The 13,773-nt window shown below is 45.8% G+C and carries 15 protein-coding genes and 2 tRNA genes; 13 read left to right on the forward strand and 4 right to left on the reverse strand.

Annotated elements, in window-relative coordinates:
* Window positions 1-70: 70 nt before the first annotated feature.
* From RWM02_RS07005 to RWM02_RS07020, 4 genes are all read right to left on the reverse strand, one after another.
* Window positions 71-146, reverse strand: a tRNA-Glu gene (locus tag RWM02_RS07005).
* A gap of 11 nt (window positions 147-157) precedes the next feature.
* A tRNA-Lys gene (locus RWM02_RS07010) sits at window positions 158-233 on the reverse strand.
* A 208-nt stretch (window positions 234-441) separates the two neighbouring features.
* Window positions 442-1,872: a type I glutamate--ammonia ligase gene (gene glnA, locus RWM02_RS07015; RefSeq protein WP_002946283.1), complete on the reverse strand. Its 1,431-nt coding sequence runs from the start codon at window positions 1,870-1,872 to the stop codon at window positions 442-444.
* A gap of 85 nt (window positions 1,873-1,957) precedes the next feature.
* On the reverse strand, window positions 1,958-2,737 hold the full coding sequence (locus RWM02_RS07020; RefSeq protein ID WP_122862136.1) for a histidinol-phosphatase: 780 nt from the start codon (window positions 2,735-2,737) through the stop codon (window positions 1,958-1,960).
* Window positions 2,738-2,863: 126 nt separating this feature from the next.
* On the opposite strand from RWM02_RS07020, the gene RWM02_RS07025 reads away from it, so the two are divergent.
* The 13 genes from RWM02_RS07025 (at window position 2,864) to rpsP (ending at window position 13,768) form a co-directional block, all read left to right on the forward strand.
* Entirely contained in the window at window positions 2,864-3,586 is a 723-nt protein-coding gene (locus RWM02_RS07025) for a chemotaxis protein (RefSeq protein WP_314070513.1), read from the forward strand.
* On the forward strand, window positions 3,586-4,848 hold the full coding sequence (locus tag RWM02_RS07030; protein ID WP_314070515.1) for a peptidase U32 family protein: 1,263 nt from the start codon (window positions 3,586-3,588) through the stop codon (window positions 4,846-4,848). The genes RWM02_RS07025 and RWM02_RS07030 overlap by 1 nt, the downstream gene beginning before the upstream one ends.
* The gene (gene purE / locus RWM02_RS07035; RefSeq protein WP_314070516.1) at window positions 4,845-5,342 is read left to right on the forward strand and encodes a 5-(carboxyamino)imidazole ribonucleotide mutase; all 498 of its coding nucleotides are present in this window, start codon (window positions 4,845-4,847) and stop codon (window positions 5,340-5,342) included. The genes RWM02_RS07030 and purE overlap by 4 nt, the downstream gene beginning before the upstream one ends.
* A gap of 10 nt (window positions 5,343-5,352) precedes the next feature.
* Entirely contained in the window at window positions 5,353-5,826 is a 474-nt protein-coding gene (locus RWM02_RS07040; protein WP_314070517.1) for a DUF3972 domain-containing protein, read from the forward strand.
* Between the two features lie 2 nt (window positions 5,827-5,828).
* Window positions 5,829-6,245: a GyrI-like domain-containing protein gene (locus RWM02_RS07045; RefSeq protein ID WP_314070519.1), complete on the forward strand. Its 417-nt coding sequence runs from the start codon at window positions 5,829-5,831 to the stop codon at window positions 6,243-6,245.
* A gap of 6 nt (window positions 6,246-6,251) precedes the next feature.
* Window positions 6,252-7,790, forward strand: a complete 1,539-nt coding sequence (locus RWM02_RS07050; protein WP_314070521.1) for an AbgT family transporter — start codon at window positions 6,252-6,254, stop codon at window positions 7,788-7,790.
* 20 nt (window positions 7,791-7,810) lie between these two features.
* On the forward strand, window positions 7,811-8,695 hold the full coding sequence (gene glyQ, locus RWM02_RS07055) for a glycine--tRNA ligase subunit alpha (RefSeq protein ID WP_002946299.1): 885 nt from the start codon (window positions 7,811-7,813) through the stop codon (window positions 8,693-8,695).
* 6 nt (window positions 8,696-8,701) lie between these two features.
* Entirely contained in the window at window positions 8,702-9,439 is a 738-nt protein-coding gene (locus RWM02_RS07060) for a Nif3-like dinuclear metal center hexameric protein (protein ID WP_314070524.1), read from the forward strand.
* 9 nt (window positions 9,440-9,448) lie between these two features.
* Window positions 9,449-10,159 (forward strand): zinc ribbon domain-containing protein, encoded by a 711-nt coding sequence (locus RWM02_RS07065; protein ID WP_314070526.1) that lies wholly within the window; start codon window positions 9,449-9,451, stop codon window positions 10,157-10,159.
* A 9-nt stretch (window positions 10,160-10,168) separates the two neighbouring features.
* Window positions 10,169-11,308: a lipid IV(A) 3-deoxy-D-manno-octulosonic acid transferase gene (gene waaA / locus RWM02_RS07070; protein WP_314070528.1), complete on the forward strand. Its 1,140-nt coding sequence runs from the start codon at window positions 10,169-10,171 to the stop codon at window positions 11,306-11,308.
* The gene (locus RWM02_RS07075) at window positions 11,305-12,063 is read left to right on the forward strand and encodes an RluA family pseudouridine synthase (RefSeq protein WP_297941270.1); all 759 of its coding nucleotides are present in this window, start codon (window positions 11,305-11,307) and stop codon (window positions 12,061-12,063) included. The genes waaA and RWM02_RS07075 overlap by 4 nt, the downstream gene beginning before the upstream one ends.
* Window positions 12,064-12,129: 66 nt before the next feature.
* A complete protein-coding gene (gene ffh, locus RWM02_RS07080; RefSeq protein WP_314070531.1) occupies window positions 12,130-13,470 on the forward strand; it encodes a signal recognition particle protein in 1,341 nt (446 codons plus the stop codon).
* Window positions 13,471-13,537: 67 nt separating this feature from the next.
* On the forward strand, window positions 13,538-13,768 hold the full coding sequence (gene rpsP, locus RWM02_RS07085) for a 30S ribosomal protein S16 (RefSeq protein ID WP_002951203.1): 231 nt from the start codon (window positions 13,538-13,540) through the stop codon (window positions 13,766-13,768).
* Window positions 13,769-13,773 lie beyond the last annotated feature (5 nt).

Here is a 13,773-nt window from a genome sequence, read left to right on the forward strand (position 1 = left end):
AACTTATGACATCCACCTTGTAAGGGTGGCGCTCTACCAACTGAGCTAAGCGACCAAAAAGACTAAATCGTGGCGACCCTTAAAGGATTTGAACCTCTGTTGCTACACTGAGAGAGTAGAGTCCTGGGCCACTAGACGAAAGGGTCTATGTAAAAAATGGTGTCCTGTGCTGGACTCGAACCAGCGACCCCTTCATTAAAAGTGAAATGCTCTACCGACTGAGCTAACAAGACATTTTTCAAAAAACGAAACGTGATTATATATAAAAAAGGCTGATTTGTCAAGACAAAAAGCCGCTGTTTTTTAAATTTAGCCGCAAATTTGATTTAATCTAACAAATTTCGCGTTCGTTAAAATCACAAAAAAAGTCAAATTTGACCCAAATTTAAAAAGGCGAAATTTGACCGAAAAACTAAAAAGGGATTTTGCAATCCCTTAAATTTAGCAAGAAAAGCAGGTTTTAAACTCGTATGGAGTAGGTCGCGCTTCGTAAGGCCACACTTGACTCTCGAATTTATAATGCTGATACGCGTTTATAAACGTCGGAGTCATGATCGGGCGTAGGTATTCGTTGTCGCGAATTAGCGCCTCAAGGCTACCTCTTAGCGTGTGTGGGAGCTGCTCGATACCGCGTTCGCGGATCTCGTCAAGCGTGAGTTTAAATAAATTTTCATCCATCGGGCCGACCGGTTCCATCTTGTGTTTTACGCCGTCAAGTCCCGCCATCAGCATCGCTGAAAATGCCAAATACGGGTTTGCCGTACCGTCAGGGAAGCGCATTTCGGCGCGGACCGATTTTTCTCCCGAGCCGTATGGGATACGGATCGAGGCGGAGCGGTTTTGGCTAGAATACGTTAGGATTGACGGCGCCTCAAAGCCCGGAATCAAGCGTTTGTAGCTGTTTGTGCTAGGGTTTGTAAAGGCCGCGACGCTCCTTGCGTGTTTTAAGATTCCGCCGATGTACCAGCGCGCAAAATCGCTCAAATTTGCGTATTTTCCTTCGCCGTAGAATAAATTTTTGCCGTCTTTCCACACCGACTGATGCACGTGCATGCCGCTACCGTTATCGCCGTATAGCGGTTTTGGCATAAATGTCGCCGTTTTGCCGTTTAGGTGGGCGACCATTTTGACGACGTATTTGTAAATTTGCACGTTATCGGCCGCTTCAAGAAGGGTCCCGAATTTAACCCCCAGCTCGCCTTGTCCTTGCGCGACCTCGTGGTGTCCTAGCATGACTTCAAGGCCGACTTGCTCTAAAACCTGCATCATCTCGGCGCGCAGATCAACCATGCTGTCGGTCGGTTGCGTCATTAGATAGCCGCCTTTTCTTCTTGGGCGGTGGCCGGTGTTGTAGCTGTCTTTAAAGTCTCTAGCATCGTTCCACTCGCCTTCTTCGCTATCTACTTCAAACATCGCACAGTTTGGGCTGTCTACTATTTTTACGTTATCAAATATAAAAAACTCATTCTCCGGCCCAAAATACGCCACATCGCCCATGCCGCTTTCTTTGACGTAGGCCATAGCTTTTTTGGCTATCGAGCGCGGGCATTTTTCGTAAATTTGACCCTTGTAAATGTCGTAAATATCGGCAAAAACCACGACCGTAACGTCGGCGGTAAATGGATCTAAAAAGGCGCTAGTTGCCTCGGGGCACATCAGCATATCGCTTCTTTCGATCGGTTGCCATCCTCCTAGCGAGCTCGCATCCATCGGTATGCCGTTTACGAAGTGATCTTTTTCTACGAATTTTATGTTATAAGATATGCTGTGCCAAGCGCCGTTCATATCGGTAAATCTAAAATCCACGAATTTGACCTCGTGTTCTTTGCAAAAATCAAAAAAATGATCGACACTTTTTACGAATTTTCCCATTTTTCGCTCCTGTGTTTATTGATTTTGTAATTTTATCATAAAATTTTACTTTTAAGATTAATTTAAATAATTTTTTCTACCCGATCTAAAATTTTACAAATTCTCTATCGCGGTTTTGAAATACCGCACACTTGCTAAAGCCTAAATTTCTAGCGATTTGCTCGCATTTTTCGCCGTTTAGACCGACTTGGTCCTTAGTGTGCGCGTCCGAGCCAAACGTGATAGGGATTTTTTTTTCGGCGATCATTTCTAGTAAATTTACGCTCGGATACTGCTCTCCGACCGGTTTTCTAAAGCCGGCCGCATTTATCTCCACCGTCAAATTTGCCTTTTTTATAGCCTCGATTGCGTCTTTGGCGAGGAGTCTAACGTCGGTTTTTGGCATAAATTTAAATACCTTTAGCAAATCCAAATGCCCGACTATGTCAAATTTACCCGACTTTGCCATCTTTTCGACGCAGTAAAAATAATCCCGCCAAATTTGATCTATGTCGCGTTTTTTGTATTCGCCGATAAATTCGGGATTGTCAAAGCCCCAGCCGCCCAAAAAATGCACCGAACCGATGAGGTAATCGACCTTGCGCCCTAAAACCCGCTCGTCCATAAAGCCCTCTAAAAAATCGACTTCGTATCCCAGCAAAATTTTAATCCGCCCGTCAAATTCGTCTCTGAGGCGCAAAATTTCGCTCTCGTAAGAGGGTATTTGCGAAAATTCCATACGGTACGCCTCGTCAAATTTCATCGGCGCGTGATCGCTAAAGCCAAAATACTCGCAGTTTGAATTTATCGCGCTTAAAACATACTCTCTAGGCTCATCTACGGCGTGTTTGCAAAGCGGCGTGTGGTTGTGCAGATCGACTCTCATTTTTATCCTTAAATATTTTGCAAATGCTACCTAAAATTTAATAAATTTAAGGATAAAGTTTGGGTTTTTAAACTTATATTTCGTTAATTTTCTATATAATCAGCCCAAATTTAAATAGGAGATTTTATGACGCAAGAAGAACTTGACGCCTTGATGGCGGGCGATTTTGAAGATGAAGAGATCGGCGAGGAAACAGCGGAAGAAATTGCGCCGCCTGCGGAAGAGAGCGCGAAAAAAACCGATCCGGCGCCGAGTGAACAGATAATAAACTACGAGGGCACCGAGATGCGTATATCCTCGAACATGCCGTGGCCTCCGCCTCCACCGACGGACGATCACAAGATGGTTCACCAGCTAGACGACGTCACAAAGGATAGCGAGGAAAAAGCCACGCAGATGTTTGATAAGCTTGATGCGATCAATAACTTTTCTATGGACGCGGAGAGCGGACTTAGCGAGATTATCGGCGGTATAGAGGCTAATATCGAAATTTTTACCAAACTACACGAGAAATTCCCAAATATCGCCGCGTTTTCCGATGCACTAGAAAAAAATAACGCCCTAAAAAGCTCCGCCGAAACGACGCTAGATAACGTCAGAATGGCCGAAGACGAGATAATGATGGCGATGGATATGATGCAGTATCAAGACATCCACCGTCAAAAGATCGAGCGTGTAATTAACGTCATGCGTGCGCTTAGCAAGTATATGAGCAGCCTGTTTGAGGGCAAGATCGACGACGAGAAGCGCGTGGCCTCGGCCGTACATATCGCTGGCGATACGCACACGGAAAACCTCGTCAGTAACGACGATATCGAAGCTCTGATAGAAAGTTTGGGCAAAAAATAGTGCTAAAGCCCGAGCTTTTATCTCCCGCGGGGAATTTAACCAAGCTAAAAATAGCTCTAGAGTACGGCGCGGACGCGGTTTACGCATCGGTGGCGAGCTTTTCGCTTCGCACTCGTTCGGCGCGTGAATTTAACCTTGAAACCTTTAAAGAAGCCATCGAATACACGCACGCAAAGGGCAAGAAATTTTACGCGACGGTAAACGCGTTTCCTTTTAATTCGCAAATCGAGCCGCTAAAACGCCACTTGCAAACGATTTCTGTGATGAAGCCAGATGCCTTTATCATCGCGACTCCGGGCGTCATGAGCCTAGCAAAAGAGATCGCGCCCGAGATTGAGATACACCTCTCGACGCAGGCAAACGTCATGAATGCGCTTGACGCTAAAATCTACCACGAAATGGGCGCAAAACGCATCGTCGTAGCGCGCGAAATGAGCCTAAAAGACGTCGTAAAGATAAAAGAGCAAATCCCGACGCTAGATATCGAAATTTTCGTACACGGCTCGATGTGCTTCGCATACTCGGGGCGCTGCTTGGTTAGCGCGGTGCAAAGCGGCCGCCAGTCAAATCGTGGAAGCTGCGCAAACGACTGCAGGTTTAAATACGAACTCTACGCCAAAAACCCCGAGAGCGGGACGCTGTTTCGCCTCGAGGAGGACGAAGAAGGCGGTACGCACGTGATGAACTCGAAGGATTTAAATTTATCCGCGCACATCAAAGATATCATCGAAAGCGGCGCGGTCGATAGCCTAAAGATCGAAGGCCGCACAAAAAGCGAATACTACGCCGCCTGTGCGACTAGAGCCTACCGCATGGCCGTCGACGACGCAGCGGCGGGAAAATTCGACGCTCAAATTTACGCCGGAGAGCTAAATACGCTAAAAAATCGCGGCTTTACCGACGGCTACCTGGTAAATCGCCCGTTTGAAAAGGCTGATACGCAAAATCACGCCAGCAGCCTAGAGGAGGGGACTCATCAGGTAAACGCCATGACTATTGACGGCGAGTTTTTTAAATGCAAATATAAAATTTTCCCGGGTAGCGAGTATGAGATCGTAGCGCCGCTGGGCTCGCAGATAGATGAGTGCGAGAGCGAAATCTCGCAAATTTTCGGTCGCGACGGCAAGAAATTTATCAAATTTAAAAAACTAGTAACCAAAAAAGGCAAAGAGATAGCCGAGATCCATAGTGGCAACGAAAACGAAGTAAATTTGGGCGCGAGGCTGCCTAAATTTAGCTTTTTAAGAGAGGAAATAAAATGAAATTCGTATCTATAATAATGGGAAGCAAGAGCGACTACGACGTAGTTAGCGAGGCGGCAAAGGTGCTTGAAAAATTTAACGTCCCTTACGAGCTAATCATCAGCTCGGCACACAGGAGCCCGAAGCGAACGAGCGAATACGTCGCCGCAGCCGAGGAAAAGGGCGCGCAGGTCTTTATCGCGGCAGCCGGCATGGCGGCGCATTTAGCAGGCGCTATCGCAGCAAACACCACTCGCCCTGTGATCGGCATACCGATGGCAGGCTCGGCGCTTAGCGGCGTGGACGCTCTATACTCCACCGTGCAGATGCCAGGCGGTATGCCTGTGGGCACGGTGGCGATCGGCAAGGCCGGCGCGGTAAACGCAGCCTACCTGGCGCTACAAATTTTAGCCCTAAACGATCAAAATCTAGACGAGACATTAAAAGCCGACCGAGCAGCCAAAGCCAAGCAGGTGGAGGATGACTCGGCGAAGGTGGAAGTTTTACTCGCCTAAAGGAGCAAATATGCAGACATACTTAAGTATAGACGAATTTTGCAAGCTCGTGCACCTAGAGCGCGAGGTAATCGAGGGGATGATAAACCGCGGCGTGCTAAATACGAAAGAAGAAGGCGGCGAGATCCTCATAGAGGCTAGCCAGGGCACGATGAGCGTGGTGCCTAACGTCGTGGCCGTACCTGCGCCCCAGATCGGTGCCGACGGCTTTAGCTTCGTGGAAAAGACGATCGGCACGATATTAAATTTGCACGAAAAGGTGCTTGATGCTAAAGACGAAACGCTAGAGACCCTGCGCAACGAAAATAAGTTTTTAAAAGAGGCGCTAATCTCGATGCAAGAACTCTACGACGAGGATAGAAAAACGGTCGAGACACTCACGAAGCAGCTAAAAAATTCGCAAGACGAAGTCGAGTTTTTAAAACGAAAATATAAACTTATGTGGAACAAAGCGGTTGAAAATTTTAAAGGCGACAAGGAGTAGTCGTGGAAATTTTAGCGGTAGAGGGTTTTAAAATTTACGGACTAAAAACTCGCACTAAAAATGCCGACGAGATTAACGGCGACGGTAAAATTCCGGCATTGTGGGCGAAATTTATGAAAGAAGTCTATGACGGCAAAAGCGAAATTTACGGCGTTTATTGCAGTTACGAAAACGGCGTAAACGGGCTTTACGATTTATTTATCGGAACTAAATCGCTTTGTTCGGGCGGCGAAATTTTAGAGATAAAAAGCGGCAAATACGCCTTTTTTAGCTTTCCATGCGAGCCGCAAAACGTAGCGAAATTTTGGGGAGAAATTTGGAAATATTTTGAAAGCTCGAAGCTAAAAAGAGCCTACGAAACAGACTTTGAGCTTTACGGCAGCGACGGGATAAAAATTTATATCTCGGTTTTAGATTAGGAAAAAATGGACAACAAAAATAGCGGATCGATCTTAGGTTTTATCGAAAAATTCGGCAACAAGCTGCCTAATCCCACCATGCTTTTCGTCTATCTTTCGGTTATCACGATTTTGCTGTCGTTTGTGCTGGAGAGGCTCGGAGTTGGCGTCAGCTACCAGGCTATCAAGGACGGGCAGATCTCGCAGCTAAGCGCAAGCGTCGTAAATTTGCTCTCGGCTGATAGTATCAGGACCTTTGTCTCGTCCATGCTTAAAAACTTTACCGGTTTTTATCCCCTTGGCGTGGTTTTTGCGATCATTTTGGGTATCGGCGTGGCGGATAAGGCCGGGCTTTTATCGGCGCTGGTTAAAAAAATCGCCCTAAATTCGTCCAAAAAATGGGTAACTCCTATCGTGATCTTTTTGGGCGTGATGTCCAACGTCGCCTCCTCAGTCGGCTACGTCGTGCTGATACCGCTCGGAGCTATTTTATTTGCCGGCTTCGGACGCCATCCTATCGCGGGACTTGCGGCGGCTTTTGCAGGCGTTAGCGGTGGCTGGTCGGCAAATCTGCTAATCGGCACGAACGATCCGATGTTCGCGGCGTTTTCTACGCAGGCAGCTAGCGTGCTAAATCCCGACTACGTCGTTTTAGCTACGGCAAATTGGTATTTTATGATCGCATCGACCTTTTTGATCGTGATAGTGGGCTCGTTTGTTACGGATAGGATCGTCGAGCCTAGGCTGGGTAAATTTAGCTTTGAAGGCGTGCTAAATTTAGACGAGCGCGGCGAGATAAGCGCAGAGCAAAGACGCGGGCTAAAATTTGCCCTCATCGCGTCGGTTATTTTTATGGTCCTTTTGCTAGCGGCGCTTTTACCGTCAAATTCGCTCTTTGGCGCAAAAGAGGGCGAGAGCTTTACGAAGTCCGTTTTCATGCACTCTATCATCATTTTTATGATGCTGTTTTTTATAGTGGCGGGCGCGGCTTACGGCGTCGGAGCCGGGACGATAAAAAACAGCGGCGATGCGGTCAAATTTATGGAGCAAGCCGTCGCCGAGCTATCGGGATTTTTGGTTTTGATATTTTTCGCGGCTCAGTTTACTTATCTGTTTAACGCCTCGAACATCGGGCTGGTGCTATCGATAAAAGGCTCGGTTTTCTTAAAAGATATCGGTCTAACCGGGCTTAGCCTAATTATCATCTTTATAGTCGTGATCGCGTTTATAAATTTATTTATCGCCGTGGATTCGGCTAAATGGGCGATGATGGCGCCTATTTTCGTGCCGATGTTTATGAATCTAGGCCTCTCGCCCGAGCTAACGCAGGCTGCTTTTAGGATAGGCGACTCGACGACGAATATCGTCACGCCTTTGATGCCGTTTTTCGTGCTGATAGTGGCGTTTATGCAGCGCTACGACAAGGGGCTAAAAATCGGCTCGGTAGTCTCGATAATGCTACCCTACACGGTCGCGTTTTTGATCTCGTGGGCGGCGCTGATATCGGTTTGGTACGTTTTTGACCTGCCTTTGGGGCCTGGCGCGGTTATACATTATCTAAAATAAAATTTTAAAAAGGAAGAAATATGACGTTTTCAGAGATTATTTTGACGTTGCAAAACTACTGGCGCGAGCAGGGTTGCGTGATACTGCAGCCTTACGATATGCCTGCGGGCGCGGGCACCTATCATCAGGCGACTTTTTTAAGGAGCCTGGGGCCAAAGCCGTGGGCGACGGCGTATGTCGCCCCATCTCGCCGCCCGACCGACGGTAGATACGGCGAAAACCCAAACCGCCTGGGTGCTTATTATCAGTTTCAGGTGCTCATTAAACCAAGCCCGGAAAATATACAGGAGCTTTATCTAAAAAGCCTTGAAAAGCTCGGATTAAATTTAAAAAATCACGACATCCGCTTCGTCGAGGATAACTGGGAGAGCCCGACGCTTGGCGCTTGGGGGCTAGGCTGGGAGGTCTGGCTAGACGGTATGGAGGTGACGCAGTTTACGTATTTTCAGCAAGTTGGCGGCATCGCGTGCGAGCTGGTTTCGGCTGAGATCACTTACGGCCTAGAGCGTCTTGCGATGTATTTGCAGGACGTAAATAGCGTCTATGATATCGTTTGGGACGATAGAGGCGGCAACATCGTGACCTACGCCGACGTGCATAAGCAGGGCGAATTTGAGTGGAGCAAATATAACTTTGAAATCGCAGACGTAGATATGCTGTTCCGCCAGTTTGAAAACGCATTCGGCGAGTGCAAACGCTGCTTGGAGGCCAAAATTTCGCTGCCTGCGTATGATTATTGCATGCTTGCGGCGCATACGTTTAACGTCCTTGACGCGCGCGGAGCTATCAGCGTAACGCAAAGGCAAGACTATATCCTAAAAATCCGCGAGCTGGCCAAAGAGTGCGCTCTGACATATAAAGCCAGCATCGATGCCGCTGCCCAAAACGACGCGAAGGGCGAATAAAATTTGATGAAAATCGGCGAAATTTATAAAATTTTAGACGAGATTAGCCCCTTTGCGAGTCAAGAGGAGTGGGACAATAGCGGACTGCTAGTGGGCTCCTTTGAGGCGAGCGCGCAGCGCGTTTATCTTAGTCTTGACATCGATGACGAGCTTTTGAACGAGGCGCAGCCAAATTCGCTTATCATTACGCATCATCCGCTCATTTTTAAAGGGCTAAAATCGCTAAATTTGGACAAATATCCAAGCAGTCTAATCGCAAAGATGATGGTTAAAAATTTAAGCCTAATCGCTATGCATACTAATTATGATCTAAGCCATCTAAACGAATACGTGCTAAGCGAAATTTTGGGCTTTATGCCAAAGGAGCGCGACGGATTCGTGCTTTATGCGGATGTAAATTTGAGCTTTGACGAGCTTTGCGAGAGGGTAAAAACAAAGCTAAATTTGAGCCATTTAAGAGTTTGTAAGGGGCGAAAATTTGACCGCAATACGCAGGTAAAGCGCCTTGCGTTTTGTACGGGAAGCGGCGGCGATTTGATCGGCGAAGTAAAGGCTGACGTCTTTTTGACGGGCGATTTGAAATACCATCAAGCGCTTGAAGCCTCGCATAATAATTTAAAATTGATAGACATCGGCCATTACGAGAGCGAGCGGTATTTTGGGGAGTCGCTTGCAAAATATTTGCAAATTTTGCCGATTCCTACTATAATATCCAACTCAAAAAACCCGTTTTCATACAGTTAAAGGAAAAAGATGAATAAATATTTAGAACAGCTAGTCGAGCTCTCAAACATCGATAAAGATATCGACGATTTTACCCCGCGCCTCGAGAAGGTTCAAAGCGTTTTAAAAGCGACTAAGGACGAGCAGGCGGCGATTTTAGCGCAGATCGAGGAAGCGGCTACGAGCGTGACCGAGCTAAAAAATCAAAAATCTCAAACCAACGCGCACATAGCCGAATTTAGCGCGAAGATAAAAGACGTCGCTAAAAAGAGCGGTGCTGCAAAAACCGAAAAAGAGATAAAAGCGCTTCAACTAGAAGACGAGCTAGCTAAAGAGCAGCTAGAGGCCGCAAACGAAGAGGTCGAAAGACTAGAAAAAATCATAGACAGCAAAAATGTGCTAAAAAGCGAGCTTGAGGCTAAGGCTGCGGAGCTTAGCGAAAATTTGACCAAGATCGAGAGCGAAATCTCGGCTGAGGTCGGCGCCATCGAGCAGCAAAGAGACGAAATATACGCTAAGAAAAATAAGCTAGTCGGCGAGATGAATCAAAAAATCTTGACCTTTTACGAGAAAATCCGCAAATGGGCGCACAACACCGCCGTCGTACCGGTCAAAAAGCAGGCCTGCTACGGCTGCTTTATGCAGATAAACGACAAGACTTATTCTGCCGTCATCAAGGGCGAAGATATCGTGACCTGCCCTCATTGCGGCCGAATTTTATACAAAGAAGCGGCGAACTAGCCTTTAAATTTGATAATAATTTATTACGTTTTAGTCCTCGCGGCGTTTGCCTTGGGGGCTTTACCGCTTGCGATTTTAGCTTTTAAGAAAAAGTACAGAGCCTCGATCCCCGCTAGATTTTTTTTGTTTAAAAATCCCAAATTTGACGCCTCTCGCGTGCATTTTCACGCGTGCAGTTTCGGTGAGGTACGTTCTATCGCGCCGCTAGTTAGTAGATTTAAAGATGCGGTCGCAGTCTCGGTCGTAACCAAAACGGGATTTGACGAGGCGAAAAAAATCACGCAAAATACGCGCTTTTTGCCGTTTGAGATATTTTTACCGTTTTGGCTAAAGCCTGCTAAGATAACGGTTATTTTTGAGGCCGAGCTTTGGTTGGGGCTTGTTTTTTGGGCTAAATTTAAAGGTTCTCGCGTCATTTTGATAAACGCTAGGATTTCTGATAGGAGCTACAAAAGCTATCTAAAATTTGGCTTTTTTTATAGGTATTTGTTTAAATTTATAGATAAAATTTACGCTCAAAGCGATCTAGATAAAGAGCGTCTGGAGTGGCTCGGCGCTAAAAATATCGTCGTTAGCGGAAATATAAAATCAGCCTTTTTACCAAGCCCGAGTAAAATTTACGCCAAACCAAAAGAGCGCGTGATCGTGCTGGCTAGTACTCATGCGGGCGAAGAGGAGTTGATTTTGCGTAATTTAAATTTGAGCGCAAACGATAAGCTGATACTCGTGCCGCGCCATCCGGAGAGGTTTGGCGAAGCGAGCGAGATTTTGGCTAAATTTGCCGCAAAAAACGGACTTAGTTTTGCTAAATTTAGCGAAGCCAAAAAATTTGACGCGCAGTGTGTGCTGGTCGATACGATGGGCGAGCTGGTAAATATTTACAAATTTAGCGACATCGTCGTGCTGGGCGGTAGCTTCGTGCCAAACGTGGGCGGACACAATCCGATCGAGGCGGCGCAATTTGAAAACGCGGTGATAAGCGGGGAGTTTATATTTAACCAAAAAGCCCTGTATAGCGCGGTGGAGGGGATAAAATTTGCAAAAGCGGGCGAGATAAGTTTGCTTTTAAAGCAAAATTTACCAAAAGCAAAAATAGTCGCCAAGGGCGATGCAAGCGAGATTTTAAAAGATATTGAGGAAAATTTATGAAAGAAGAAAAAGCCTATAAACTGTTGGCGATCCAGGAAGGCATCTCAAACAACGAGGCAAAGGAACTAATCGACGCAGGCCTAGTTAGCGCCAAAGGGCAAAGGATTGCCGTGGCGCGCGCAATGATGAGCGCGGCGACTAAATTTAACGTGCAAAAACTACCGCGTCCAAGCGTAATTTTTGAGGATGAAAATCTGATCGCGGTTGATAAGCCGGCATTTTTAACGTCGGAAAAAGTGAGCGAAACTTATAAATTTCCTCTGCTTCACAGGCTAGATAAGGAAACTAGCGGCGTGCTTTTGCTCGTGAAAAACGAGGAATTTCAAAAAAAAGCGATCGAGGAGTTTAAAAACTGCCGCGTAAAAAAAGAGTACGTAGCGGCAGTAAAAGGTATCGTGAGCGAGGAATTTAGCGTAAACGAACCAATAATCACGCTAAAAAATAAGGGTGGAGCGTTTTCTAAGATATCGCCAAACGGCAAAGAGGCGTTTTCGCACGTGACACCGGTTATGGTCGCAGGCAAAAAAAGCCTCGTAAAAGTCGAGATAAAAACCGGCAGAACGCACCAAATCAGAGTGCACCTAAATCACGCGGGATACGGGATCGTCGGCGATGAAAAATACGCTAAAAATAAATCCGCAAGAATGTATCTGCATGCTTACAAAATCGAGCTTTTAGGATATAAATTTAGGTCAAATTTGAGCAGTGATTTTAACAGGCTCGGTTTTGAAATTTCAAGAAATTTTGAGATTTAAAGAGCGATAAAGCTTAAATTTAATAAAATACGCGCTTTAGCTATAAATGTAAATAAAAGGTAGAATGTGTTTGAACAAATCAGCGAGTCGTTTCGTTTAGCCGTTAGTAAAATTCGTTTCGTAGACGATGAAAAAGCGCTAAATAACGCGCTTGACGTGCTTAAAAAAGCGCTACTAAAAGCCGATGTTCATCACAAAGTTACCAAAGAATTGCTAGCTCTCATAGAGGCCGATCTAAAGCAAAGCGGAATAGGCCAAAAGCAATTTTTAGACGCTATAAAGTCAAATTTGACGAAGGTTTTAACCGCGCCGGGTAATCAGGGCTTTGTCTTTGCGCCCGTAGCTCCTACGATCGTGCTAATGGCTGGCTTGCAAGGTAGCGGAAAAACCACTACGACGATAAAGCTAGCTAATTATCTAAAGCTTAGAAAGAAAAAAGTTTTAGTCGCAGCGTGCGATTTGCAGCGTTTGGCGGCCGTCGAGCAGCTTCGTCAGCTTTGTGAAGCAAACGAGATAGAGCTTTTTAGCATAGAAAACGAAACCGATCCTCTAAACGTAGCTAAACAAGCGCTAGCTAAAGCAAAAAGCGGTCTTTACGACGTACTTTTGGTCGATACGGCGGGACGTCTAGCGATAGACGAAGCTTTGATGAAGCAGATAAAAGATATCAAATCAGCGCTCCAGCCGCATGAAATTTTTTACGTAGCCGACGCTATGAGCGGACAAGACGGCGTAAAAACCGCAAGCATGTTTAACGATGCGCTAAAAATGAGCGGCGTGGTGCTAAGCAAATTTGACTCGGACAGCAAAGGCGGCGTAGCTATCGGCATAGCCAAGCAGCTAAATATACCGCTTAGATTCGTTGGTATCGGCGAAAAAGTCGGCGATATGGAGAGCTTTATCCCTGAGCGTATCGTGAGCCGCATAATGGGCGAGGGCGATTTGGCGACGTTGGTTGAAAAAACTAGCGCCGTGATAGACGAGCAAGAAGCAAAAAGAATAAATAAAAAGATCAAAAAAGGGCAGTTTAACTTTAACGACTTTTTATCGCAAATGGAAAGCGTCAAAAAGCTCGGAAATATGAAAAGCTTAATCGGTATGATACCTGGTCTATCAAGCGTCGCAAATCAGATAAAAGATATCGACCTTGATAACTCGAAGGAAATTTTACATATAAAAGCTATGATAAATTCGATGACGCAAAAAGAGCGTGAAAATCCTGATTTGCTAAACAATAGCCGAAAAAGACGTTTGGCTGCGGGATCTGGACTATCTCAAGTAGAGGTAAATCGCTTTTTGAAGCAGTTTGAAAACGCATCAAAAATAGCAAAGAGGTTTTCTGGTAAAGAAGGTCTGAAAGGGCTTGGAAATTTACTAAACCAAGCTAAAAACACTCGCCCTAATTAAAGGGCTTAAATTTGGCTACGAGCGTGGCCAAATTTAAGCCTATTTAAAAAACAGAAGGAGAAATATAATGGCAACAGTAGTAAGACTAACGAGAATGGGACGCAAGAAAAAACCTTTTTATCGTATAGTCGTAACGGATAGCAGAAAAAGAAGAGACGGCGGCTGGATAGAGTCGATCGGATACTACAACCCTATGGTTGAGCCTGAGGTGGTAAAATTTGACGCTGAGCGTTTGGCTTATTGGAAAGGCGTCGGTGCGAAACTTAGTGACAGGGTTGCAAAAATAACTAGCAAATAATTAAA

Origin of the sequence: Campylobacter showae (assembly GCF_963515975.1) — a bacterium.
GTDB classification, from domain to species: Bacteria; Campylobacterota; Campylobacteria; order Campylobacterales; family Campylobacteraceae; genus Campylobacter_A; species Campylobacter_A showae_F.